Here is a 26,827-nt window from a genome sequence, read left to right as displayed (position 1 = left end):
GTTATGCGCTCACAAGGAAAAAGGGGTTTAACACAGACTCTTTTTGGTTGTACGTAAGAGCGTCAGCGTTGTCATCTAATGGATTTTCAGGGTCAAGTACGGTTACGTTTGCACCTGCCGCTAGTGCAACGGCGTGCGCTGCACCTGTATCCCATTCAGATGTTGGGCCTAAACGAGGGTAAAGATGCGCTTCGCCCTCAGCCACTAAGCAAAGCTTCAGTGAGCTGCCCATCGCCACAAGCTCGGTTTCACCTTCAAGCTGCGCCAATAAATTCTGAATTTCAGGGCTTTGGTGAGAACGACTACCTACCACTTTCCACACTTCGGCACCATTGTGCTTGCGTGCAGAAATAGCGGTGAATTCGCCATTCACTTCGGTCCATGCACCTTCACCTACAATGCCTACATAGCTTTTGTTTAGTGCTGGCGCGTAAACCACACCCATGGTCGGCTTACCGTTTTCGATAAGTGCAATATTTACCGTAAACTCACCGTTTTTCTTAATAAATTCTTTAGTGCCGTCTAGCGGGTCTACCAGCCAGTATGACGACCACGTTTTGCGCTCTTCCCATGAAATATCTGCTGACTCTTCAGAAAGAATCGGCAGGTCAGATTCAGCTTCAAGGGCGTTAACGATGACGTTATGTGCGGCAAGGTCAGCTTCTGTTAGCGGGCTGGTATCCTGCTTTTCATAAATGGCGAAGTCTTTCTCGTAAATCGCCATTATCTTATCGCCGGCTTCTTTGGCGATAGCTAGCACTGTTTGTGCAAGACTATTTAAAGGCTGTGTCATTACACCAATCCCTTTTCTTGAAGCAAAGCATACAATCGCTCAGCGGTTTGCTCTGCTGGTTCATCCTGATAAGTTAAGTGTACTTCCGGCGCTTCTGGCGCTTCATAGGCTGAATCAATACCTGTAAAGTCCTTAATTTCACCACTGCGCGCTTTCTTGTATAGCCCTTTTGGATCGCGTTTTTCACACACTTCAAGAGGTGTATCGACAAACACTTCTACAAACTCTCCGTCTTCCATTAAGCTGCGGCAGTAATCGCGGTCGGCTTTGAAAGGCGAGATAAAAGCGGTAAGCACAATGGTACCTGCATCGACAAACAGTTTAGCGACTTCGCTAATGCGGCGAATGTTTTCAACGCGATCTTTATCGCTAAAACCTAAATCGCCACACAGACCGTGGCGCACGTTGTCGCCGTCAAGCAGATAGGTGTGCTTGTTCTGCTCGTGAAGCTTTTTCTCAAGCAGGTTTGCTAATGTCGATTTACCAGAGCCGCTTAAACCCGTTAGCCAGAATACACGAGGCGTTTGACCAAGCTTTTCAGAGCGGGTGGTCTTGTTTACTTCGTGTTTATGCCAAACAACGTTGTCGGTGGCCATTAGAAGTACCCTTCCATTTTCTTCTTCTCCATAGAGCCTGCGCTGTCATGGTCGATTACTCGGCCCTGACGTTCAGACGTCTTGGTAAGTAGCATTTCTTGAATAACTTCAGGTAGGGTTGCCGCTTTAGACTCTACCGCACCGGTAAGTGGGTAACAGCCAAGAGTACGGAAACGCACAGAGCGCATCTCTGGTACTTCACCTTCTTCTAGCGGCATACGGTCGTCGTCAACCATAATGAGTACGCCATCACGCTCAACAACCGGGCGAGGTTTGGAAAGGTAAAGTTGAGGGATATCGATATTTTCTAGGTAAATGTATTGCCAGATATCTAGTTCAGTCCAGTTAGACATTGGGAATACACGAATGCTTTCGCCTTTGTTTACCTGGGAGTTATAGATATTCCAAAGCTCTGGACGTTGGTTTTTTGGGTCCCAGCGGTGGTTGCTGTCGCGGAATGAGTAAACACGTTCTTTGGCACGTGATTTTTCCTCGTCGCGTCGAGCGCCACCAAATGCCGCATCGAACTTATATTTGTTCAGCGCTTGCTTAAGTGCTTGGGTTTTCATGATGTCAGTGTGTTTTGCCGAACCGTGGCTAAATGGGCCAACGCCAGCTTCAACACCTTCTTCATTGATATGAACAAGCAAATCGAAACCGTGTTTCTTAGCTTGTTCATCACGGAACTTAATCATCTCTCCAAACTTCCACGTGGTATCTACGTGCAATAGTGGGAAAGGAATTTTGCCTGGCGCGAACGCCTTGCGTGCAAGGTGAAGCAGTACAGAAGAGTCTTTTCCTACAGAGTAAAGCATAACTGGGTTTTCAAACTCAGCAGCAACCTCACGGAAAATCTGGATACTCTCGGCTTCGAGTTGTTTCAAATGCGTTACAGACGGGATACTAGCAGTCATTTTGAAGTCCGAATTTTATGTTATATACAAAAAAGTTATATATGGGTTATTTTTCTGCATAGAACGATAACATATTTAATTTCAAAAGTAGTATGCGATTTTGCTATTTAAAATAGCTATCTTATTCCATTAAATAAAACTGTCATGCAATTGAAGCATAAGCCACTTTTTTTCAGGGCTATAAAAAGAAAAAAGCCCTGTTTAGGAAACCAAACAGGGCTTTGCGTTCGCGAAATGTAGCGCTATTTTTCGCTAATTTTTAGCTCACTTTTCGTTTAATTTCGTTTGAAACGCATCGAAAGTATCAACTACACCTTCTCGTGGAGTACCTGATTTACTTAAAATCATGATGGTTAAGCTAGATAAAATAAACCCGGGCACAATTTCGTATACCCAGTTACCAAGTTTCTGACCACCCACTTCGATTGGAAGATAAATCCACAGCAACACGGTTACCGCCCCAACTATCATGCCACCTAACGCCGCACGACGGGTCATTTCACGCTTAAACAAGCTAAATAAAACGAGTGGACCAAAGGCAGCGCCAAAACCTGCCCACGCATTACTTACAAGGGTCAAAATAGTGCTGTCTCGGTCGTAGGCTAGATAGATAGCAACAAGCGCTACAACTACCACGCTAACGCGGCCTGCGATAACGAGTTCACCATCTGACGCATCACGACGCAGAAATGCCTGATAAAAGTCACTGGTCAATGAGCTCGACGTTACTAAGAGCTGTGATGAAATAGTACTCATGATCGCGGCTAGAATAGCAGCAAGCAAGAAACCACCAATGAGCGGGTGGAACAGAATTTGAGACAGGTAGATAAATACGGTCTCGGGATCAATCTCATTGCCGTTTCCTGTCACATAAGCCAAACCAAACAGGCCTGTCATTAAGGCGCCGATAATTGAAACTATCATCCAACTCATACCAATATTTCTTGCAGTTGGAATATCTTTGACTGAACGGATAGCCATGAAGCGAACGATAATGTGCGGCTGGCCAAAGTAGCCTAGGCCCCATGACATAAGAGAAACAATACCTATGAACGTTAATGCTTCGTTGGAAGACGCATCCATAAAGGCATCGAATAGTGCCGGGTTGATGTTGTCTAATGCGTCGATTGAAGCACCGACCCCGCCTAGCTCACTGATAACCACAGCGGGAACCATAATAAGCGAGACAAACATGATACAGCCTTGAACGAAGTCAGTCATGCTTACCGCCATAAAACCACCCACTAATGTGTAGGCTACAACAACGCCTGCGGTGACATACAGCCCCGTTTCATAGGTTAATCCGAATGATGTTTCAAACAATTTTCCGCCAGCTACAACACCCGAAGATGTATAAAGGGTGAAAAAAACGACGATGACAACAGAGGCGATAACGCGAAGTAGACGAGAATTGTCTGCAAATCGGTTTTCAAAGTAATCGGGAAGCGTAATAGAATTATTGGCGACCTCTGTGTATACACGGAGGCGTGGTGCTACCAGTATATAATTCGCTAGTGCGCCTAATGTCAGACCAACCGCAATCCAACCGGCGGACAAACCGGATACATACATTGCACCGGGTAAACCCATGAGCATCCATCCGCTCATGTCAGATGCGCCTGCTGAGAGAGCAGTAACAGCGGGGCCTAACTGGCGGCCGCCGAGCATATAGCCTTCTACGTTGGTATCTGTTTGCCGATAGGCGAAAAGGCCTATCCCTAACATTACTACAAAATATAAACCCAACGAGATTATCGTGCCTGTAGCCATATAAATTCCCTATGTTTTTTCTTTCATGCTAACACCTATGACTGAGAGTCTCTACGTCATTCAGCGCCCTTGCATGTTTTCTATACGGCTAAAGGTAAATAAAGTTTGAGAGAATTTTAAAATGACAAAGAGGCTACGCGAGCACGGCCGTCGCGTTTGGCCTTGTAAAGCAAGTCGTCACAGGCTTTGATAATTCTGTCTAAGTTTGTTTCTCCTTTCACATCCAACAGCCCTGACGAGAAGCTAACGCAAAACTTTTCATCAGTACCGTTCCAATGTTTTTGGCGTGAAAGAGCCACATTTAGTTCATCGAGTATCCGTTTTGCTGACTTTTCATCCGTGTCGGAGAAATAGATTAAAAACTCTTCGCCTCCGTACCGGCAAAGTTTGTCAGATTTGCGAATTCTATTCTTGATAATTTGGGTTATTGTCGTTAGCACTTCATCACCGACAGCATGACCGTATCTGTCGTTAATCTTCTTAAAGTTATCTACGTCCAATAGCGCAATACTTGAGGTCTTGTTGCTTTTAAGTGACTTTTTCAAACTGTTTAACATAGCTCGGCGGGTGAGGGCGCCAGTGAGCGAGTCCCGTTCAGCGAGTAAATCGCTCTGTTTTTTAGCGACCCAGAGCCATAGGACAAGGATGAGCAATATGGTTAGCAACAACACGAATATGGTTGTTTTCATGGCTTCTTTGTCGGTAGAAAGACCCTCTTTCTGCTCCCGTAAACTAGCGAGTTCTTTCTGCCGATAATGCGCAAGCTCAATATCTTTTGCGATCCCGTCAGTAAATGATGAAGAGGAAAATTTGAACTGCTCGGTATTCTTTTCAAAGAGAATCTGGTCGTACGCTTTTGAATGCTCATAGGCTTTTTTATAATCGCCCGCAGCATCGTAAATTCTAGTAAGTTCGAGTTCTTTTCTTAGAAGGTGTTCTGCTCTGAACCCGGTCGAATGCAAAGTGTTCAGCATTTCTTCTTTGTATCTTTCGACAGCTATAGAGAGTTGCTTTTTATCGCCCTCAAAAATGGCTTTGTAGGACTGATAGAGATAGGCAAGCTCTTTCGACTTGGCTTCAATTTTCTTTATTTCTGTCGCATCCAGTGTTCTGATTATATCTCTTATATCGCTTTCATGAGTTTGTCTAAAGCCGAGTAACAACACTCGTAACCTTTGGTATAAAGTCAAAAAAACTTCATGTTCCGAGTCTCTATTGTTTGCATAACTCAGAGCGTTGTCAGAAGTCGACAACGCGTCTTTAAAGTTGCTCTGAAGTAGTAAAGAGTCAACCGCGGTAAAATAAGCCCATGTTATAAATTCGTCGCTTTGATTCCTCTCATCTATAATTTTCATAGAATGAAAGTGAGCTTTACTTGGAACCGATAGCTCGGTATACATGTGTCTAAGCCACTGATGAGCGGTAGCGCTGTCTAGTGCATTTTCTAGGGTAAGAGTTGATGAACGCGTTGGTAAATAAGCAAGCGCATATTCTATCTCATTAATTGCTTGTATTGGGCTTTCTAAGGTAAGCTCCATCGCTAACCAAATACTGGCTATTGCGGTGGCCGTTCTATTTCCGGTATCTAACGCTTCTATTTTTAAATTTCTTAGTAAGGGTACGGTTACACCAAACCGTTCGTGTGAACGGTCGAAATCATTTATTGCTCTGGCATAAATGTAGTAGGCCTTTGAAGCAGAGAACAATTCTGCATTCATTTCTTTCAGTTCATCCCAATGCTTTTTTAATAGAGGGTATTTTACATAAACTGGAATTCTCGGTTTTTCAGTCTCGTTGGCAGTGGCGGTTGCAAGTATGTGTCTAAAGATAATGCCTTCACTGGTATCATCATTTTGAATATTTAATTTCTCAATCATCGACACGATCTGGGCGTTGTCGATGTCGGTCGTTGAATTCCAATTATAAATAGCTACAGCGGCGAGGTGACTATATTTGTTTAGCTTGTCTAATCGTAATTGGCTCGGGTCTGCGACTTGCGATGCGCAAAAAAAGGGCGCTAGAAATATAATAGGGAGTAGCCAAACCATTAGCCTTGTAAAGCGATACCAAGCGCTCATTGTAATTGCTACCTCTATACTGCGGATAAGCGGAATATTGTTGTAATTTAAAACAAGTGTTTTAATAAGGTAGTAATTATAAGTTTTATAAGCGTGAGTTTCATCTTAAATTTGGGCAAAAAAAATCGGCCACAATAGGCCGAAGAAGAGAAGGAATAAGGAGAACAGTTTTTTTGGAACGCCCCATAAAAGCGTTAAGCTGAAAACTGCATCCTTTCCGAAATGGCTTTTTTCATTTCGCTAAGATCCGCGTTTTTGTCACCAACAATCATAACGTTTGCGCGCTGCATCTTAATGCTCTCGCCGTGATATTGGCTATCCCCGAACCTACTCGGTACGCTAACGTCGCCTCGTTCCGGCACCACAAATATAGACATTTTACCTTGTGGCGTATCAACAATGAGGTGAAGACTTCTAACCGTGCTCAAGTGACAGTAGTTTGCAACTTCTACACCGTCTAACATTTCGCTAAAACTACCACCAAAGCTTGCTAGCTTTGCATTAACCATATTTAAGTCAACTGGAAGCAAAGAGTGAGCATGCTCCATTTCAGCGTACTGCATGTGAGCAAGTGCTTGACCGCCTATACTAAGCGGTTGGTGGTACCACATGGTAAGGGCAATACCCACGGTAAAAGCAACCGACGCAGCCATAGCCAAATACCACCTGCTTCTGCGCTTGTAGCGATTGAATTCGTCAGTCGATTGTTGCCAAATAAGCTTGCTTGCAAGATCCTCTGGTACGTCGACTTTAAGCGCTTGCTTTAGTTGCTTATCTAGCTGCTTCTGTTCATTCCAGAAATTCCGTTTGCTTTCATCTTCCTTTGCCGCCTCTACAACATCACTGTCAGTCGTTTCTGGATCGGCGTAGATTCGACGCCTAAACTCTAACTCATCCATTTACACGACCTCTCTGTTCATTTTGTTTCTCTAATGCCTCTTTCAGCTGATTTCTCGCCCTAAACAAACGCGTCATTACCGTGTTTTTATTGAGTCCTAATTGATTAGCAATCTCTTCACCACTAAACCCAAAGATGAGTTGAAGGATTAAGGGCTCGCGATACTCAATGCTCAATCCACCCATCAGTCGCTGAAGTTCTCTGTCTCTCAAATCGCCGTCTGCGTGCTGGGTGTCATCTTGTATATGGCAATCGTCAATATCCACCGTATCGAATTGCTTTCGCTCAAACCGACGGGCGTTCTCGCGGCGAAGAATGGTAATCAGCCATGACTTCGCCGCCTTTTCATCATTAAGGGCATCGAGTGAGCGCCAAGCACGCAGAAAGGTTTCCTGTACAACATCTTCGGCAATGCTCTGGTCTTTAATAAGCCAGAATGCATAGCGGTATATGTCGGCGTGAAATGCCTTTACCAGTGCTTCATATCTTTGGTGTTTTGCTTTCATACCCGATAAGACCTGACCACTATCGAATTTATTTCGACTAAACATAAAAAAATCCAAAATCTTAAACTTTTTTACTATGGCATAAAAAACGCGCCATTTCTTTAGCCGAAAGACGCGTTTTTATCATAACGTTAGTGAGCGGATCACTCAGTCGTTTTTGCTAGACACCTTTTTGTGAAGCAATCCAAGCATTTATATTTTCTTCTAAAATAGAAAGCGGAACAGGGCCATATTTTAACACTTCATCATGGAAACCTTTCCAATCAAACTTGTCGCCAAGTTCGTTCTGCGCCATTTCTCGAAGCTCCATGATTTTAAGTTTACCAATCATGTAAGCAGTGGCTTGACCCGGCATGGCGATATAGCGTTCTATAGCTTTTTGCGCGTCATATTCAGGGTTTGGTGTGTTTTCAATAAGATAATCTACCGCTTTTTCACGGGACCACTTTTTCGCATGAATGCCCGTATCTACAACCAAGCGGCAGGCGCGCCAGAGCTCCATGGCTAAACGACCAAAGTCGGAGTAGGGGTCTTGATAAAATCCCATGTCTTTTGCCAACTCTTCGGTATATAACCCCCAACCTTCCGTGTAGGCCGTAAAACTTAAAAACTTCTGAAATTGAGGAACACCGTCTAACTCTTGTGCAATTGCACGCTGCATGTGATGGCCAGGAATACCTTCATGATACGCTAGTGCCTCTAGCTGATATGTTGGCATAGCTTTCATATCATAAAGGTTGGCGTAATAAATACCGGGGCGGCTGCCATCTTGGGCTGGGCTTTGATAAAACGCTTTGCCCGCAGACTGTTCGCGAAAGGCTTCAACGCGTTTAACGATCATTGGCGCTTCTGGAAGAATGCCGAAGTACTCAGGAATAGCGTCCCGCATGTCATCTATAGCGGTTTTCGCCATATCAAGGTATTGCTGTCTGCCTTCGGCTGTAGAAGGTAAGTAGAATTGATCGTCTTCACGCATGAACACAAAAAACTCTTGAAGAGTACCTTCAAACTTTACTTGTTTCATGATGTCGCGCATCGCACTGTGTATGCGCTCTACATTATCTAGACCTATCTGATGTACTTGATCTGCAGTCAGGTCAGTGGTGGTAAACCAGTTGAGGCGGTTCTGATACCATGCATCACCGTTAGGCAAACGCCACACACCATCGCCTTCTGGTGTTACTTCACGCTGATGTACCAGTTCTTCGATAAACTTCTCGTACGACGGCATGACTGATGTTACCAAAGCGGCTTTGGCTTCACCAAGTAAAGTGGTTTTCTCAGCGTCAGTTATATCTAGTTTGCTAACTTTATTTTGAAAGTCCTCCCATAATGTAGAAGGCGTTTCACTAGAATCAAAAGGTGCACCCGTAATTACATTCTTGGACGCATCAATCATTTGGTCGTAGGCCCATGCTGGAGGAAATACGCCAGCTTTTTCGCGTACTTTCATTTGTTCGATAACTTGATCGAAGTACGTGCGGACATTATCCAGACGACCAATATACGCTTGGGCGTCTTCTTTACTCTTTACGCTGTGAATATTGATAAGGAAGCTTGGCACTTGAGTATGTGCAGCGCGGAATTGGTGAACAATATAGCGGTGATGTCTGAATTCGTCGTTAGCTAAATCGCGCTCTATGCCAAGTTTGTATAGACGCAAGCTCAGTTTTTCTTGCTCACTCAATTTGCTTGTGTCGAAGCTATTTAGTTTCTCAAGTCGGTTCTTGGCAATAGCAACGCGGGTATCGGCCTCTTCATCGCTGATGTCATCCCATTTGTCGTAGTCCCACTTTTTACCGAGGTAGCTTTGGAATAGGGGGGAGCGTTTTAGGTCTTCTTCAAAGGTGCGCTCAAAGAACGCATTAAGACGCTCTGACTCAGACTGTCCAGCTGGCTTTTCTGTTTTTATTGGCTCTGGTGCGTTATTGGCTGTTTCCGTTGCTGGTGAGCATGCCGCAAGCGTTGTAATAGCTAGCGCTATTGGCGTTAGCTTTAAAAGTGTTTTTTTCATTATTCATTCCCCGTCGCGTTTAATTGATTATTTTTATCGGCTAGGACTTTTACGGTTAATACACCTTTTGAGGGCAATACGGCCCTAGCTGTTTATCGAATACAGGCATCGTATCAACAAAACCCTTGCCATTGCGACATGGCAAAGTGCAAGGGCTTTGATAACGCAAATTCTAATCCATTAGCAAATGAAATGCGTTTTATGAAGCAGGATATAGGTTAGATAGCGTGTGATTGTCACTCGCGTCTTTTCGCTTCCATTCGTTACGAGTGCGCTTAACTTCATTCGAAAGTTCTTCCAAAACCTTCGTTATTTGTTTGGTTTGTACGCTAGCATCAGATTTATTGGCTGAAAAACGCAGTGCGTACAACTCATTAACTATACGATTAATACTTTCAAACTGTGAATGTTTGACATTACCTGCAGTTAACGCATTTATCCACTGCTTAAGAGAGGGGGATAATGAACGTATATCCTTTGCCTTTATCACTGACATAAGATTTTGATATTGAGCTTTTTCATCGAAACTAGTTAAAGCATGCGAGCCCGGTACACCATGTTTAACACTGCTGTTTTGCCCAAACGTTCGCGATTGCTTAAGCTTTCTGTAAGTGTATAGCCATCCCGCAAGCGCAATAACGAACAGCGCGATGAATACGCCGGTCACAGCCCAATATAAGGGCGCAATCTTATTAGTATTGGCGTCATCTGAAGCATTATTTGATGCGTTAGTGTTATTGTCAGCGTCGGCAGAAGATTGCGCTGCAGTTGAAGGTACATCGTTTGGAACATTCTCTACCGTTGTACTGCTCGATACTGGGGTGTTCGCGTTCGCCGCATTACCCTTATTTACGCCACTTGCTGGCGCTACCGTAATTGAGCGAGCAGGAATGGTGGCATACTCGGTTTGTTGAGTAAGGGTATTGAACCAAGGAATAGTAATTTCGGGTAATACAAAGTTACCCGCTTGGGTAGGGATGATGGCCAACGACGTTTGACGCTGGGAGATAAGGCTTTGGTCCTTTTCCACTGTCGTCGTATTCGACTGGTCTGGGTATAATTTAAAGTTTGGCGGATAAAACTCAGGAATATCCGGAAGCTGTTCTTCTACCACACCTAGCGCAGTTAGCGTAACGATTCGGGTTACTGGCTCTCCTGCAACAAAGGTATCTCCCTGTGGCCACTCTTCATCCACTCTTACCATTTCAGAGGGCAGCCATGGATAATCAATTCCCTGAGGAATCGGTTTAATGTTCACCGTGATATCAGGCCCAACCCGATTAATTTGTTGCGTTCTGTTAAAAAAGCCAAACCGCTGATTAGTGTTAGCCGCCATCACTTCTCCAGTAAAGATAGGGCCTCTTAGGGTGAATTCACCAGATGCCTGAGGGACGACAGCGAATTGACGTTCAATGATCTGATAACGCCGTCCATTAACAATGTCGGTGTACTGCTTATCGTCACCTAGTTGTTTAATTTCGGCATTTTGCATTTCGGGTGCTTGAAGGCTGCCCCGTTCAATATTACTTGAGAGAAAAAGTTTAACGGTGTAAAGCAACTGTTGATTTAAGTAGGCTTCTTTTATATCGATGTCTGTGGTGACGAAATAATCACGGGCCACATTGCTTTGTTCTTGAACCGGAATAACTTTCACCTGAATGGCCTTAGTAGACTTACCCTCGACGGTAAGTGAAGGTATGGTAAACGTGCCTTCCTTTCGAGGAAAAAGTGTGGTGGTCCAGACGGTGGTGCGTTTAGTGTCAAAATTAACGATAGACGTTTGGCTGCTAACAGACGTCCTGCCAACTACAAAGTCTTTTAACAGAGGAGAGCTATCAAATGCATCTCTGTCTGCACTTCCATCTGCAGTGATAGTTAAGCGTATCGCCTCGTCTATCATGACAGGATTTCTATCAATGGTGGCTTCCACTGCGTTCACATCCGCGAATGCGTTTGTACTTGCCACTGCGCTAAACAAGGTGGTTAGCATAAAAATAAAACATGTAGATTGTAATAAAGCTTTCATCTACCAATCACTCCGATTTGAGGGCATACGTTGACGCTGACGTTTTTGTGCTTCTAATTGCATTTTTCGTTTAAGCAAAAATGCGGGGTCGTCTGGTACGCGACGCATTAAACTTTCCATTCGCTGTAGTTCTTCTTTTTCAGCATCAGTGAGCTCTTCAGCTTGGCCTTGCGCGGCTTGTGCTTCGCGCTCTGACTGTTGCTCGCTCTCTTTCGGTTGCCCACTATTTTGCTGGGCACTTTCATTTTGCTCAGACTGATCCTGCTCTGCATTTTGTTGTTGTGAATCTGATGAGTTGCTTTCGTCATTTATCTTCGAATCATCAGGCTGCTGCGAGTCATCACCGCTATTTTGCTGTTCATTATTAGCGCTCTGTTCTTGATTTTCATTTTCATCTGACTGTTGGCCCTCTCCAGGGTTTTGCTGACCGCTCTGGTCATTTGACCCATCCTGATTGTTTTGGTCACTATTTTGAGAGTCATTTTGCTCGCTATTATCACCTGACTCGTTCTGATCTTGATTTTGCTGCTGCTCGTTTTGATTCTGCTGCTGTTTCAACAAATCTTCAATAATTTTCTTGTTCGTTCTCGCATCTTCAAAATCCGGAGCTTCGCGCAAAGCTTGGTCATATTTTTTAATCGCCTCTTCTAGCTTACCGAGCTTTGCTAGTGCATTACCTTGGTTATAAGCGCTGTTGGGTCCTGGGATGTTTTGGTAGGCATTCAACGCACCTTCATAATCACCAGATTTATAGAGTGATGAGGCCTTCCACGTTTCGTCATTAAACTGGTTAACAGCGTCTTTATACTTACCTCTTTGGTAACTGTTCAATGCTTCCTGATTGTCATTCATAAACGGCTTTTGCCACCATGAAAGCGGATTAGGTCCGCTTGACGACGCTGGTGCAGACGATGTCTGTGCAGCTACATTTTGTAAGTCTTGAGAACTTTGCAAGGCATGAGCGTTTTGAACGAAAGACGGGCTAAGTACGCCAATCAACACAATGAATAACAGGCCTCGTTTAAATGCAAAAGCTGCGAACGGAAGGAGTAAAAGTAATAGGTAAGGGCCAACCTCTTTCCACTGATCACCTTGTAAGTTACTCTCTTCTTCGCCCCCTTCACCGTCGTTTTTGTCGAGTAGCGATACTGCGGCTAGGGCCTCAATATCGGCGTCGTTTGATGTGAAGGATTCGAAACGTCCGCCGCTCGTTTTTACAACACCTTTCACTGCGCCTTCATTTAACTTAGGTATAACGATGCTGCCTGTAAAATCCTTTAGAAGCTCGCCGCTTTGTTGGCGAATGGGAGCGCCTTCAGACGTGCCAACCGTAAGCGCATTTACAGTGAAAGGAATAGATGCCACATACTCTTGAAGTTCTTGCTGTTGTTCTAACTCTATACCGTCAGTAATCCAATAGATCATGCCTGAGTTATATCCCGCATTGGTTAGAAGCTCGGCTGCACTCTCTATACCTAACAGCGGATCGCTGCCTGGCACTGGCATGATCTCGGGTGAAAGACTGGGAAGTAGCGTTGTGATATTGCCAGCGTCTTCGGTTAATGGGCTTATAACAAATGCATCTCCCGCATAAGCGACAAGACCCATTTCGCCTTCACCAATAGCGTTGACCAAGTCTATCGCCTTATACTTAGCTCGGGTCAATCGATCAGGCGTCATGTCGGTAGCGCGCATAGATAGCGACATATCAATAACAATGACATGTCCCATTTTTAGCTGATAAACCGGTTGAGGTAAGCGCTCCCACGTTGGTCCAGCTAGCGCAGTTACACTTATTATCCATACAAAGGCCAGCATCCACATAGGCGGTTTTGCGCCTAATTCGTTTTTTCCAATCACCATGTATTGATACAAGTGAGAGGGGATCACCGATTGCCATCCCGATTGCTTAGCCGTGGTTTTTCTTATTAATATCACCAGCAACATTAGAGGAATCAAAGCGATAAACCATTCGGGGCGCAAAAAATGAAATTGGTTTAAGAAGTCGAGTTTCATTATTTCGTCTCCTTAGTTAATTCTGGACCATGCGCGGAAAACGGATTTTGCTTTCGTTTTATCCAGCGATATGACGAAATTGCCAGGGTTAAAAATGCCCATAGTGCAGATAGGAGTATTGCTGCCGCAAGAGGATAGTAAAAAAGTGCGCTTAATGGGCGCATTTTGCGGGTTTCACCTTCAATTGGCTCAAGTGCGTCAAGCTGTTGGTATATGGACTGTAGCTCTTGCGCATTTCTTGCCCTGAAATATTGCCCACCTGTTGAAGTTGCGATGTCGGTCAACATTCCCTCATCAAGCTCTTGCGAAGGGTTTATTTGGCGACTGCCGAAGAAACTCTGAATTAGCATTTTGTCGGCGCCTACACCTATGGTGTATACCTTAACGCCTTTGCTAATAGCGAGCTCTTTGGCTTGCTCTGGCGTGATGTTACCTGCTGTATTCTGTCCGTCGGTAAGAAGGATCAGTACATTGTTTGACTCTTCACGCTCATCAAAACGTTTCACCGCTAAACCTATAGCATCGCCTATTGCGGTTTGCTCGCCCACTAGACCAATAACAGCTTCACTAAGAAGTGTAGATACTGTGTCTCTGTCGTAAGTTAGTGGCGCTTGAACGTATGCGGTATCAGCAAATAAAATAAGACCAAGTCTATCGCCCACGCGACGCTGAATGAAATCGTAAACCACAGATTTTGTCATGGTTAGTCGATTTACTTGTCTGCCTTGAAGCTGCATGTCATCAATTTTCATACTGCCTGATAAGTCGACGGCTAGCATCATTTCCCTTCCTTCGTTGGGAATGCTCACGGGCTCGCCCAACCATTGAGGGCGGGCTGCGGCAGTCACAAGCAGTAGCCATATTAAACTACTTACCACAAGCGGTATCTTGGTTTGCTTTAATTGAGTTTGCTCTGACACTTCGCCAGGCCGCAAACTGGGAACCCGCAGCGCAGCCATCGGCATGTCTTGCGCTTTTTTAGAAAGCAGGCGCACAATAATAGGCAAGGGGAGCGCAAAAAATACCCACCACCAAGCAAAATTAAGCATGATGAGTCTCCTTTGCTTGATTGTTGTTTGCTGATGCGCTCTTTAAGGCGGCTTGCGTATTACTGCCTTCGAATTCTTCATTGCCAGGCACGTCAAATGTTAATTTGTTCTTGGGAAAGCGAGCTTTAGACAGCCAACGTTTTACCGCGTTTTTACATGCATCAAAATCATTGGAATTTGGGTTGGCGTGATAAATATTGCTAACCAACAGTGCTAAATCGCTCTCAAGGTTTTTATCACGTTTCTTCAGCGCTGAGGTTAGAAACGCTTGCCACTGTTTACCATATAAACCAGCTACTTGTTCAGTAGGGTAGTAGCTCATTGCTGCGCGCTTCAATATGGAATTAAGCGCTATGGGCCAATTATTCTGTTGTGCTGAAACGGACTCGAGAAGTGCTAAAGCTTGCTTTCGCGGCTTGTTATGACGCAGGTAAGCTGAAAGCGTTTTGTACAGGCCGAAAATTGTGATGACAACTAAAACAGTAAGTAACCACCACCCCCAATCTAGCGGCCAAGCACTGACGTCGTTAGGAACGTGGATATCTCTAAGCTGAGCGAGTGGATCTTGCTGCTGCATTTGTAGAGGTTGCTGATTAGGTAACTGCATAGTTTGTGTAGCGTTTAACGGAATACTGCTGTTTTGCATCAATTCAGCTCCAATCGTTTTTCTTGTTGCATACTTTGAAGCTGATCATCTAAGGGAAGCCCGGCTGAGACACTGAAACGAGCGATATTATTTTTTCTTAGCATTTCATAAATTGTACGGTTATGGTCGTCACGCCATTGCTTGTATTGATCTTGCTCTTTACTGTCGCCTAAAACCCAGCGCTGCTGATTTTTCCCGTCTGAAACACTTACCGTTTGAAGCGACGATGTGTTTGGTAAAGCGTGCTCTATGGGGTCGTTGACCACTATGGCTCTAACTTCACAATGCCTTGTTATATGGCTTAAGTGTTGAATAGCTTGAGTGCCAAGATGCTGAAAGTCAGACACTAAGTAAACTAGGCTTCCTGGTCTGGCTAAGCGTCTAGCGCGAGCGCAAGCATCGGCAAAAGCTTTTTCATCACGAGCTTTATCTGGCATATATTGCGTGCTTTGCTCATGAAGGGACATGAGTTCATGGCATACGTGCAGTACGGCCTTTTTACGCGTGAGAGGTTTGATTTCTTTATGCTGCTGCTGATTAAAAACTAACGCACCAACTTTATCTCCGCGAGCGGCAGCAGACCAACTAATTAAGGAAGACACATGAGCGGCTTGGACTGCTTTCGTTAACAATTGCGTTCCGAAGGCCATTGAGGGTAAGTAATCGCAAAACAAAAACACAGGGCGTTCTCGCTCTTCGCGATACACCTTAGTGTGTGTCTTCCCTGTGCGCGCGGTCACGCGCCAATCAATGGCGCGAATATCATCGCCAGGTTGGTAATGTCGCGCCTCGTCAAACTCCATTCCGCGCCCTTTGTGTTTAGTAAGGTAGCTTCCTGCAAGCTTGGCTTGAGGCATGCGTTTGGGCGCTAAACTAAAGAGTTTAGATAACTGCTGATAGCGAAGAAGCTCAGCTGTTGACAGGGTGACGCCGTTGCTTTGCAGCTTAATTAGCTGCGACTTCACATTTTCCATAGCTTATGGAACTGCGACTGTAGCGACAATCTTATCTAGCACATCGTTGATTGTTACACCTTCGGCTTCAGCTTGATAAGACAAAATAATGCGGTGGCGAAGAACGTTATGTACAACAGCCTGAATGTCATCTGGTCCGACAAAATCTCTGCCGCTTAGCCATGCGTGAGCGCGTGCGCATCGGTCTAAACTAATGGTGGCGCGAGGGCTTGTTCCCATTGCAATCCACTGGCCTAAATCAGCATCGAAGTTTGCTGGTTGGCGGGTCGCCATAATAAGCTGAACTAAATACTGTTCTAATTCTGGAGCCATATAAAGCGATAAGGCTTCCTTACGGGCCGTAAAAATATCGTCCTGTGTGAGCGTAGGTGGTGTTACCGGTGGCTCTGACAGGGCTTCACCGCGTGTTAAACGTAGAATTTCTAGTTCTGTTTCCGCGCCTGGATAATCAATATCAACATGCATTAAAAAACGATCTAATTGGGCCTCTGGCAGAGGATAAGTCCCTTCTTGCTCTAGTGGATTTTGCGTTGCCATAACTAAAAACAGTGGTGGCAAAGGATAGGTTTTGCTCCCTACCGTAATTTGGCGTTCGGCCATGGCCTCTAATAGCGCCGACTGCACTTTTGCTGGGGCACGGTTTATTTCATCGGCCAACACTAAATTGTGAAAGAGCGGGCCTTTCTGGAATACAAATTCACCCGTCTCAGGTCGATAGATATCCGTACCGGTTAAATCTGCTGGTAATAGGTCAGGGGTGAACTGCACACGGTGAAAATCACCGTCAATACCATTAGCAAGTGCATTGATTGCGCGAGTTTTAGCAAGTCCTGGAGGTCCCTCAACAAGCAAGTGACCGTCGGCCAAAAGAGCGATAAGAAGGCTTTTTGTTAACGCGTGTTGACCAATGATTTGTTGGTCTAAGTAAGCGTGTAACTGTTGAAATTGCGCTGCTGCCATAATGCAAAAATTTCCGTTTGAGTTCTCGTTATTGGGATGTGTCAGTGCGACGGCGACGTAAACAGATGACTTTAAAGTGATCGCTTATGCCATGACTAGATTATTTAAACCTTAGGTTTACGTCACAATGACACAAAACAGACTTTCATTTCCATATAAGGTTCATTGTAACTTTCTTCAAGTCGTTTAACGGTATTAATAACACGATATTTGGTTATGCTTGTAAGCAACGGGCCGACATTAAGCATGGCACCAGTCGCGGTAATAACTTTAGGGCATTTATTTTGTTCTTCTATCCGCATTATTTGCTATTTTGTTCATAGTTTGTAAAAATCGTAACTATTACAGGTCAGACCACTTGAAAGGCATAGCGCTAATTTTAAAGTAGGTCATCAATTTAGGTGCATTATGGCTACAAAACAATCAGTTACTACCCGAGAGGGTGATCGCATCGCCATTGTCGCGGGGTTGCGTACTCCGTTTGCTAAAATGGCGACATATTTTCACGGCGTGCCGGCTGTAGATTTAGGCAAAATGGTTGTGAACGAACTGCTCGTGCGTCACGGTGTTCAGAAGGAATGGGTTGACCAGGTTGTTTATGGTCAAGTTGTTCAAATGCCTGAAGCCCCAAATATCGCACGTGAAATTGTACTTGGTACCGGTATGAATGTTCACACTGATGCCTATAGCGTATCACGAGCTTGTGCGACCAGTTTCCAATCAACGGTCAATATTGCTGAAAGTATGATGGCTGGCACGGTTCAAGTGGGTATTGCCGGTGGCGCAGACTCAACGTCAGTCTCACCTATTGGCGTATCAAAAAACCTTGCGCGTGCGTTAGTTGACTTACAAAAAACCAAAACTCTTGGTCAAAAACTTAATATTTTCAAACGTTTGAGCCTGAAAGATTTAGCGCCGGTTCCACCAGCAGTAGCCGAGTATTCTACGGGATTGTCGATGGGGCAAACGGCAGAGCAAATGGCGAAAACTCATCAAATTTCTCGGGAAGAACAAGACAAACTCGCACATCGCTCACACAGTCTTGCGGCTGAAAGTTGGGAAGCAGGTAAACTGTCTGGCGAAGTCATGACCGCTTATGCTGAACCATATAAAGGTGCCCTTGAGCGCGACAACAACGTACGTTTCGATTCAAAACTTGAAGGTTACGCGAAACTTCGTCCAGTGTTTGATAAAAAGTATGGCTCTGTTACAGCAGCAAACGCAACACCACTTACCGATGGTGCTTCAGCGGTATTGATGATGACAGAGAGCCGCGCAAAAGAACTCGGTTATACGCCGTTGGGCTACATTAAGAGCTACGCGTTCTCAGCAATCGATGTGTGGGAAGACATGCTGATGGGGCCTTCTTATGCTACACCAATCGCCCTAGATCGTGCAGGCATGACCCTAAATGATCTAACGCTTATCGAAATGCACGAGGCATTTGCAGCACAAACGTTAGCGAACGTTAAAATGTTTGCAAGCGACAAGTTCGCCAAAGAGAAACTAGGCCGCGACAAAGCGACTGGCGAAATTGATATGGACAAATTCAACGTAATGGGTAGTTCAATTGCCTACGGTCACCCGTTCGCTGCAACTGGTACACGTATGATCACGCAAATGCTTAACGAGTTAAACCGCCGTGGCGGTGGTACAGGTTTATTAACTGCATGTGCTGCGGGTGGTCTTGGTGCGGCTATGATTGTGGAGACAGAATAAGATGAGTCAGGAACAAGAAATGACAAATGAAGTTCAGCCAACCTCAGGCGCATTTACGCTTACCAAGCAGGATAATGGCGTCGCAATTCTAAGCATGGATGTACCTGGTGAATCCATGAATACGCTTAAAGCAGAGTTTGGCGATGAAATTTCAGCCATGCTTGACGACATTGAGCGTGACAGCAGCATTAAAGGTGTTGTGCTGACGAGCGGCAAGCCAAGTTCATTTGTAGCTGGCGCTGACATTACCATGCTAGCCGCCTGTAAAACCGCTGAAGATGCAACAACTATTGCCGCTGGCGGTCAAGCCATTTTCGATAGAATTGAGAACATGAAGGCGACCTTCGTAGCGGCTATTCACGGCCCTGCGTTAGGTGGTGGTTTAGAGCTCGCGCTTGCATGTCACTATCGCGTATGTACCGATTCACCAAGTACGCAGGTAGGTTTACCTGAAGTTCAGCTTGGATTACTACCGGGTAGTGGCGGCACACAGCGTCTTCCTCGCTTAATTGGTATTCAGCAAGCAATGAAAATGATGCTGACAGGCTCTCCGGCGCGAGCGAAGCAAGCTAAAAAATACGGTATTGTTGATGAAGTTGTACCACAGACTGTATTGCTAAAAGTAGCAGAACAGTTTGCGCTTAAACGCAAACCTGAGCGCGACGCGCCTCAGAAGAGCGTTATGGACAAAATGTTGGAAAAAACTGGCGCTGGCCGCAACATGATGTTCAAAAAAGCCCGTGAAGCAACGTTTGCAAAGACCAAGGGCAACTATCCCGCACCAGGCTATATTATCGATGTTATTGAAACAGGCATGAATGAAGGCATGAAAGCGGGGCTTAAAGCGGAAGCTGAAGCCTTTGGAAAGCTTGTCATGACGCCTGAATCGTTCCAGCTTCGTCAAATTTTCTTCGCGACTACTGAAATGAAGAAAGAAAATGGCGTTGAGGGCGTTAAACCTGAAAAAATGAAGAAAGTTGGTGTGCTAGGAGGCGGCTTAATGGGCGGTGGTATCGCCTATGTAACGTCGACGAAAGCTGGTGTTCCCGTGCGTATTAAAGACGTACGTGCTGAGGGCATAGCTAACGCAATGAAGTACAGCTATGACATCTTGAACAAAAAGGTGAAGAAGCGTTTCATGCGTAATAGCGAAATGCAGAAGCAGTTAGCGCTTCTCACTGGTACGCTTGACTATAGTGGCTATCAAGATACCGACATCGTAGTTGAAGCGGTATTCGAAGATTTAGAGCTCAAGCAAAAGATGGTGGCGGATATTGAAGAGAACTGTAAAGAAAGCACAATCTTTGCGTCGAATACATCGTCTATTCCAATTACACAAATTGCAGCTAGAGCGGCTCGCCCTGAAAACGTGATTGGCCTGCATTACTTCTCGCCAGTAGACAAAATGCCATTAGCGGAAGTTATTGCTCACGAAAAAACCTCTGATCAAGTTATTTCGTCTACGGTTGAGTTTGCTAAGAAGCAAGGAAAAACGCCGGTGGTTGTTAAAGACGGCGCAGGCTTTTACGTTAACCGTATATTAGCGCCTTACATGAATGAAGCAGCTAACCTTATTCTTGACGGTGAGCCAATTGAGCATATCGATAAATCTTTGGTCAAGTTTGGCTTCCCAGTAGGTCCGGTTAAACTTCTTGACGAAGTAGGCATTGACGTTGGTACTAAGATTATTCCATTCCTTGTAGAGGCGTTTGGAGAGCGTTTCACTGCGCCAAGCGCTTTCGATAAAGTCCTTGCTGATGGCAGAAAGGGTAAGAAAAACCAGAAAGGTTTTTATTCTTATGAAGGTAAAAAGCCTGGAAAAGAAGTGGATGAATCAATCTACGAACTACTGGGGCTATCACCCTCTGCTAAGTTAAGCGAAAAAGAAGTGGCAGAGCGCTGCGTTTTAATGATGCTTAACGAAGCGGCGCGTTGTTTGGATGAACGCGTTATCCGCAGTGCCCGTGACGGCGACATTGGCGCTATTTTCGGTATTGGCTTCCCTCCATTTCTTGGCGGTCCATTCCGCTATATGGATACCCTTGGTATTAAACATGTGGTTGCTCGTCTTAATCATTACGCCACCGCTGTTGGTGAAAAATTCACCCCTGCTGATGTGTTAGTGAAAATGGCTGAAAACGATCAGAAGTTTTACGAATAAGTTTATAAAGTGTTAAAAAGCCGGGCTTTGCCCGGTTTTTTTATATCTAATGCTTATTTCTGCTGGTTTATTGTTCGAAATTGGGTAAACTCTCCCCGCTTAAAAAATGCACGTGTCAATTTCTTGTCGCTATTTATCAGCTGCTTATTGCAAATATTTGACTAATTGAGTCTTTGTCATTGTGTTTTGTCAAATTATGGGGGCGATGTGATTTCACTGGTGGTAGTAAGCGTAATCTTTTCACTGTACTTTTACGTGGAAGCATTTAAGTGGGGAATGAACGCGAAAAAATGGGCTATTGCAGGTTTTGTACTAGGCCCTGTGTTATTGCCTATGTTCTCTATTTCCCGTCATGTACATTGGCGCAACGCGGTTGGGTTTAATAACCTTTATATCGCTGCATAGACCCAGTAGATAATCTCGATAGAAAAGCTTTTATCAAGAAACAGGTATAAAAAAAGAGAGTATTTACTCTCTTTTTTTGAAAATCGTTTTAACTTCAAATTAGAAGCCTACGCCGGTACCACCGCCTGAATGTGGTTTAACATACTCTGGCTGAGTAATGGTTTCTTTTTGCGACTCAGGAGCCTGTTTAGCGCCTTCTTGTTTGTCGGCAGCAACTGGGGTAGCGGTAGAAAGTACTAGTGCAACTGCGTACTCTTTTAACATGTTAATTTCCTCTGATTTTTTGAACGAACAAACAAAGCCGATTGTTTTATATTTTTATCGACATATTAATATTTGCTAATTGCGTGCCACTTTTTTATTTTGCAGAATAACGCATATAAATCAGTGTTTTATGTTTTTTGAATCAATAGGGATGCGTTGTTAAAGTCGCCAGCGCCATAAATATGGCACTAAAGTCTAATATACGAAGGATTTAGAGGAGGTTTTTTGCCTCTTGCTGCAAAAAACGTAGTTGAAAAAGGAAATTTGACGCCCCCTTGAACAGAGGGCCTATAGAACAACGGGTATCGTTAGTACTGGGTATTGTTCAAAAGCGTGTGGAGCTTTTGATTTTCTGTTAGCAGTTTTTCAAAGCGCTCAGCGTTTAACGGACGGCTATATAAGAAACCTTGCAGCATTTCACAATCATATCGACGTAGAATATCGAGTTGCGCTTCTTCCTCAACACCTTCCGCAACCACCTTCAAGCCTAAATTATGTGCAATATTGATAATAGCAGCGGCCATGTGACGGTCTACATTGCTCTTCGCAATATCATCAATAAACGCTTTATCAATTTTCAAGGTATTGAGAGGGAATCGCTTTAAATACGCTAATGATGAGTAACCGGTACCAAAATCATCTAAGGCCAAATGAATGCCTCTTTCCCGCAGGCGAGTCATCATTTGAAGGCCATTTTCAGGGCTTTCCATCAGCGTGCCTTCTGTAATCTCGCACTCTAGGTGCAAAGGTGATAGGCCCACATCGCTTAAAATTTTATTTATTCTGTCGTCTAGGTCTGGCAACTCGAACTGTTTGGCCGATATATTAACGGCCACACGGCCGCTAAATAAACCCTGATTAACCCAGCGTTTAGTATCGGCGCAGGCTTTACGCAGCACCTGCTCACCAATTTCAATAATCTGACCTGTTTGCTCGGCCAGTGGAATAAATTGCCCCGGACTAACAATACCTTTTTGCGGATGTTCAAATCGTACCAACGCTTCCATGCTAACTAATTTGCCAGATGCAATATCCACTTTGGGCTGGTAATACACAGTGAACAGGTCGTCTTTAATCCCTTGGCGAATAAGGTTTTCAATTTGCAGTTGCCTAACGGCATTTTGATTCATTTCACCACTGAAAAACTGGTAGCTGTTGCCGCCATTATTCTTGGCAAAATACATAGCAGTATCTGCATTTTTTAGCATTTCTTGTGGCGACTCGCCGTCATCAGGATAAAAGGCAATACCAATACTCGCGCCCAAGACAAACTCTTGTTTGTTGATAATAAAAGGGCGGGACAAGGTATCAAGCAAGCTTTGCGCAAAGTGGGTAACCGTATGAATATCGGCATTATCTTCCATTAAAATACTGAATTCATCCCCCCCTAATCGATAGCAAGTCGCATTTTTACCAGTAATTCTCTGCAATCGCTTTGCAATCTGCTTTATTAAAATATCGCCCGTTTGATGACCTAGGGAATCATTGATCTTTTTAAAGTTATCCATGTCTAGGCACAGCAAACTATGTTGCGCAGCTTTTCGCACTAGGTTTTGATGACTCGCCTGGAAGAAAGAGCGGTTAGGCAGCTCTGTAAGCGGGTCGACATTGGCAAGCTTTAACAGCTCTTTTTCAGTGTTTTTGCGCGATGTGATATCGCTAAATACACCCACAAAATGGCTTATTTTGCCGTCTTCGTCATGAACGGCGTCAATATTAAGCTCCATTTCATAGCGCTCGCCGGTGACCCGAACGCTTTCTACCTCACCTGACCAGTTACCTTTAGCTTTAAGTGTTTTTTTGATCTCTTCTGTAAACGCATCGGGGTATAAGTGAAAGTGCATATAGCTAGCGAGCGCTTGCTCACGGGTTTCACCGGTATAGCTACAATAAGCATTATTTACGCTAATAAACTTAAACTGTGTATTAGTGATAAATACACCTTCAGAGATGTTTTCAATAGAGCGTTTAAACAAGTTAAGTTGTTCTTCCGCTTCTTTAAGGTGATGGATATTTTTGAGTGTTCCGGTCATCCGAACAGGCTGCTCGTTGTGATCACGCTCTACCACTTTTCCGCGGTCTAATATCCAAATCCATTGATTTTTGAAAGTTTTTGCGCGATAGGCGAGTTCATAAAAATCGCTGTTACCTTCTAGATGCGCTCTCAATGCGCTTTTTACCCGGTTAATGTCGTTAGGATGAATGTTAGCGTCATAGGCCCCGGTAGTGCGTATATCATCTTGAGGAAAATCTAAGGTGCCCCATGTATTAGCACGGTATACTTGACCTCGATATACGTCCCAGTCCCAAAGTTCATCGCCCGAGCTCCACAGGGTCAGCTTTAAGCGCTCTTCAGACTCTTTGATGGCAAGTTGATTGGCTTTTCTAATTTGGTATTGACGAATAATAAAAGCAAAAGTAGCGAAGGCTATTAAGCAGTAGAAAACGAGTGCCACGGTGTGAAGCCAAGGGGGGCGCTCAATTGTTATCTGTAAGTCTCTACTTTCAGACCAAGATTTTCCTGGTTCTTTGGCCTGTACCGAAAACGTATAATTACCGAAGGAAATATTATTGAATTGGGCGTTCCGTTCGTTATCAACATATATCCAATCATTTTCAAAATTAGAAAGTTTGTAACGATAAGTAACTTGATTTGGATACACGGGATTTACTAGACCAAATGAAATGCTAAACCTCGTTTCAGCATGTTTTAATGTAAAGTTGTCGTTATAAGTTAATATTTGTTTTGAAGAATTTGAGCGAGGTGGCTCATCACCGTAATGCAGGTTCTTTTTGGATTTAGCTATCGAGCCAAAAATATTTATGTGATACAACTGAGGTGAAAGAGTTTGTTCTATTTCCTCATTACTTGCTTTGGAGGTTTTTGAAATTCTGATAAAGCCCTTGTTTCCCCCAAAGTATATAATCCCCTCGCGTGTAGAGATAACCGCTCCTTCACCCAAAGAATTAAATTCTAACTGGTCATTTGGTATACTCTCTGCCTCTCTCAGAGAGGGAAGAAGTAGCTTGTGCACACCTCTGGCATCAGAAAACCAAATACTATTTCCTACAGCTGTAGTCGACGTTATAAAACCACTTTGATTATCTCTTTTTTGTTTGTTTAGTAAAACTAGACTTTGTTTATCGAGCTGTAATACACCGTCTGAACGAGTGGTTAGCCACAAACCGTCATTGGTTTCGTGGATGCCGTAGACAAGGGAATTAATTCCATTTTTGGGTCCCAAAACATTAACGATTCGCTGCTCTTTGACAGAATAAACAACTAATTTGTCTTCTAGTCGAAACCAAATTCTTCCATCACTATCGGAATAAGTAGCGAACATTTTGCCATATTCGGTAGGTATATTTTTGTGCGCTGAAGTTGTTTTATTTGGCTCATTGGTAACGTTATCAAATTTAATCGAGTGAATTTCACCATTCGGTAATTGGAACCATATCGCATCCTCACTTTTAAATATATGATCTATGAAAGAACCTTCAAAATATTGCTGTAACAACATCAATCCATTGTTTGTTCTTTTGAATACAAGTAATCCATTGGAGGAAGCGACCCAAATGTTGTCGTTCTGATCAATCTCTACGTCCCAAAACGAACTAGCTTCATTAATGCTCGTGGAGAGGTCGAAAAAAGATACACTGCCAGACTTTTTTGAAATTTTTCCCAAACCTTTTTGCTGAGAAATGAGGAAAAGCTCTTTGGAGCTGTTTTCAGCAAAGCCCCATATAGTTGTGTAGTTATCTTCAGTATGTTTTTCTGAGTTATAAACAGGTTGAAAGTGAACTGTTGCAAATTCGGGATGGTATTTGAATGCTCCGCGATGAAAAGTTGCAGCCCATACAACTCCAGTTCTGTCTTCGATTACTTTCATAATAATTTCTGGAGGAAGACCAGTAGAGTTATAAGTATCAGAGTTTAAGTGTAAAAACTCTGGTTCGAAAGATTGCGTTATCTCTTTTGATGCCGAATCAGATAGTAGAAATAAACCAATGTACGTGCCAACCCAAATATCCTCATCGACAACCTTTATTGAAAACGAATTTATATCTTCATTAACTCCTAGAGCTTGCCCGTTAATTTGTTTCAACATTCGTCCATTTGAGGCCAAAACGATGAGACCTTCATTTGTCGCTAACCAATAGTTGCCGTTAATCACGGTGATATCGTGGAGTGCACGGATATCAAGTGAAATACTCCAAGGATTAACTTTGCTTGTATCGTGAACCTCAAATGTTTCAGTATCGATTAATTTAGCGCCAAATTTGTTTGACCCGACCCATATACGATTGGCCTCTTCAAATATCACTTTTATAAAGCTTTCTTCTTTAAAAACTTGAGTGAGAACGCTTATCTGTGAGGTCTGTTTCGAATAGCGATAAAGAAACTTTTTATCTGCAAATAATAAATCGCCATTTTTTGATTCTGAAATGGCAGTGATAAGATCTGTTTTTATAACCGAGTTATCTTTATTGAAGACTTTAAAACTGTCTGTCTCTGGCTCATAAAGCGCTAAACCTGAGTGAGTTCCAACCCACAATTTGCCCTTTGAATCGACAAATAGCGTTTGAATATAACCTGAAGGCAGGGAGTTTGGGTCGACATCAGAAGGGTGATACTGCTTTACATCGTAACCTGAATAACGATTGAGGCCATTTGACGTGGCTAGCCAAATAAAGCCCATATCATCTTCTACAATGTCTAAAACAGCGGTGTCAGACAAGCCATGTTTTTTATTTAATTCTGTAAAATGAAGATCAGAAACTTCTATCGCCTTCGCACTGGGAATGAATATTCCGGGCAAAGCCAACATCAAAAGCACTATTGAATATATTAGGGTTGAGCGCACCTACACACCTTTGGCATACGCCATTTATTATTTATTATTTATTATTTTTATCCTGGCAGCATCCCTAACAACCAGAATAATAAATATGCCGAATTAACGTGGTCGCTACAAGGACTTTTTGGAAATAACCATGGCGGTGGATTACTTATTGAGCAACTTGAAGAAATGAATCG

19 protein-coding genes are annotated in these 26,827 nt (G+C 43.8%); 3 read left to right on the top strand and 16 right to left on the bottom strand.

Annotated elements, in window-relative coordinates; translation table 11 throughout:
- Nucleotide 1: 1 nt before the first annotated feature.
- From cysQ to GVO62_RS05485, 14 genes are all read right to left on the bottom strand, one after another.
- Entirely contained in the window at nucleotides 2–793 is a 792-nt protein-coding gene (cysQ, locus tag GVO62_RS05550) for a 3'(2'),5'-bisphosphate nucleotidase CysQ (RefSeq protein WP_159118091.1), read from the bottom strand.
- Nucleotides 793–1,389 (bottom strand): adenylyl-sulfate kinase, encoded by a 597-nt coding sequence (gene cysC / locus GVO62_RS05545; protein ID WP_049585841.1) that lies wholly within the window; start codon nucleotides 1,387–1,389, stop codon nucleotides 793–795. The genes cysQ and cysC overlap by 1 nt, the downstream gene beginning before the upstream one ends.
- On the bottom strand, nucleotides 1,389–2,303 hold the full coding sequence (gene cysD, locus GVO62_RS05540; RefSeq protein WP_159118090.1) for a sulfate adenylyltransferase subunit CysD: 915 nt from the start codon (nucleotides 2,301–2,303) through the stop codon (nucleotides 1,389–1,391). Before cysD ends, cysC begins: the two co-directional genes overlap by 1 nt.
- Before the next feature lie 264 nt (nucleotides 2,304–2,567).
- Nucleotides 2,568–4,073: a sodium/proline symporter PutP gene (gene putP, locus GVO62_RS05535; RefSeq protein WP_159118089.1), complete on the bottom strand. Its 1,506-nt coding sequence runs from the start codon at nucleotides 4,071–4,073 to the stop codon at nucleotides 2,568–2,570.
- 116 nt (nucleotides 4,074–4,189) lie between these two features.
- Nucleotides 4,190–6,151 (bottom strand): GGDEF domain-containing protein, encoded by a 1,962-nt coding sequence (locus tag GVO62_RS05530; RefSeq protein ID WP_159118088.1) that lies wholly within the window; start codon nucleotides 6,149–6,151, stop codon nucleotides 4,190–4,192.
- A gap of 194 nt (nucleotides 6,152–6,345) precedes the next feature.
- The gene (locus GVO62_RS05525) at nucleotides 6,346–7,050 is read right to left on the bottom strand and encodes a DUF3379 family protein (RefSeq protein WP_159118087.1); all 705 of its coding nucleotides are present in this window, start codon (nucleotides 7,048–7,050) and stop codon (nucleotides 6,346–6,348) included.
- A complete protein-coding gene (locus GVO62_RS05520) occupies nucleotides 7,043–7,600 on the bottom strand; it encodes a sigma-70 family RNA polymerase sigma factor (protein WP_159118086.1) in 558 nt (185 codons plus the stop codon). The genes GVO62_RS05525 and GVO62_RS05520 overlap by 8 nt, the downstream gene beginning before the upstream one ends.
- Before the next feature lie 115 nt (nucleotides 7,601–7,715).
- On the bottom strand, nucleotides 7,716–9,569 hold the full coding sequence (locus tag GVO62_RS05515) for a DUF885 domain-containing protein (protein WP_159118085.1): 1,854 nt from the start codon (nucleotides 9,567–9,569) through the stop codon (nucleotides 7,716–7,718).
- 199 nt (nucleotides 9,570–9,768) lie between these two features.
- Nucleotides 9,769–11,595 carry a BatD family protein gene (locus tag GVO62_RS05510; RefSeq protein ID WP_159118084.1) on the bottom strand — a complete coding sequence of 609 codons (1,827 nt, stop codon included), beginning with the start codon at nucleotides 11,593–11,595 and terminating at the stop codon, nucleotides 9,769–9,771.
- Complete coding sequence (locus GVO62_RS05505) at nucleotides 11,596–13,611, bottom strand: VWA domain-containing protein (protein ID WP_159118083.1); 2,016 nt, start codon at nucleotides 13,609–13,611, stop codon at nucleotides 11,596–11,598.
- Nucleotides 13,611–14,660, bottom strand: coding sequence for a vWA domain-containing protein (locus GVO62_RS05500; RefSeq protein ID WP_159118082.1), 1,050 nt, complete (start codon nucleotides 14,658–14,660; stop codon nucleotides 13,611–13,613). Before GVO62_RS05500 ends, GVO62_RS05505 begins: the two co-directional genes overlap by 1 nt.
- Nucleotides 14,653–15,306 (bottom strand): DUF4381 domain-containing protein, encoded by a 654-nt coding sequence (locus GVO62_RS05495; RefSeq protein ID WP_159118081.1) that lies wholly within the window; start codon nucleotides 15,304–15,306, stop codon nucleotides 14,653–14,655. Before GVO62_RS05495 ends, GVO62_RS05500 begins: the two co-directional genes overlap by 8 nt.
- Nucleotides 15,306–16,280: a DUF58 domain-containing protein gene (locus GVO62_RS05490; protein ID WP_159118080.1), complete on the bottom strand. Its 975-nt coding sequence runs from the start codon at nucleotides 16,278–16,280 to the stop codon at nucleotides 15,306–15,308. Before GVO62_RS05490 ends, GVO62_RS05495 begins: the two co-directional genes overlap by 1 nt.
- 3 nt (nucleotides 16,281–16,283) lie before the next feature.
- A complete protein-coding gene (locus tag GVO62_RS05485) occupies nucleotides 16,284–17,240 on the bottom strand; it encodes an AAA family ATPase (RefSeq protein ID WP_159118079.1) in 957 nt (318 codons plus the stop codon).
- 408 nt (nucleotides 17,241–17,648) lie between these two features.
- Between GVO62_RS05485 and fadI the strand changes: the two genes are divergently transcribed.
- The 3 genes from fadI to GVO62_RS05470 all read left to right on the top strand — a co-directional run bounded on the left by fadI (nucleotide 17,649) and on the right by GVO62_RS05470 (nucleotide 21,525).
- On the top strand, nucleotides 17,649–18,959 hold the full coding sequence (gene fadI, locus GVO62_RS05480) for an acetyl-CoA C-acyltransferase FadI (RefSeq protein ID WP_120960201.1): 1,311 nt from the start codon (nucleotides 17,649–17,651) through the stop codon (nucleotides 18,957–18,959).
- Between the two features lie 19 nt (nucleotides 18,960–18,978).
- Nucleotides 18,979–21,120 (top strand): fatty acid oxidation complex subunit alpha FadJ, encoded by a 2,142-nt coding sequence (fadJ, locus tag GVO62_RS05475; protein ID WP_159118078.1) that lies wholly within the window; start codon nucleotides 18,979–18,981, stop codon nucleotides 21,118–21,120.
- Between the two features lie 207 nt (nucleotides 21,121–21,327).
- The gene (locus GVO62_RS05470) at nucleotides 21,328–21,525 is read left to right on the top strand and encodes a hypothetical protein (RefSeq protein WP_159118077.1); all 198 of its coding nucleotides are present in this window, start codon (nucleotides 21,328–21,330) and stop codon (nucleotides 21,523–21,525) included.
- Nucleotides 21,526–21,624: 99 nt separating this feature from the next.
- Here the strand turns inward: GVO62_RS05470 and GVO62_RS19330 are convergent, their stop codons facing one another.
- Both GVO62_RS19330 and GVO62_RS05465 read right to left on the bottom strand, forming a co-directional pair.
- Nucleotides 21,625–21,789: a hypothetical protein gene (locus GVO62_RS19330; RefSeq protein WP_173359499.1), complete on the bottom strand. Its 165-nt coding sequence runs from the start codon at nucleotides 21,787–21,789 to the stop codon at nucleotides 21,625–21,627.
- Between the two features lie 308 nt (nucleotides 21,790–22,097).
- On the bottom strand, nucleotides 22,098–26,654 hold the full coding sequence (locus GVO62_RS05465; protein WP_159118076.1) for an EAL domain-containing protein: 4,557 nt from the start codon (nucleotides 26,652–26,654) through the stop codon (nucleotides 22,098–22,100).
- Nucleotides 26,655–26,827 lie beyond the last annotated feature (173 nt).

It is taken from the genome of Alteromonas sp. KUL150, assembly GCF_009811475.1.
Classification (GTDB): domain Bacteria; phylum Pseudomonadota; class Gammaproteobacteria; order Enterobacterales; family Alteromonadaceae; genus Alteromonas; species Alteromonas gracilis.
The sequence above is the reverse complement of the archived record's forward strand: the minus strand, read 5'-3'. Positions and strand labels throughout refer to the sequence as shown.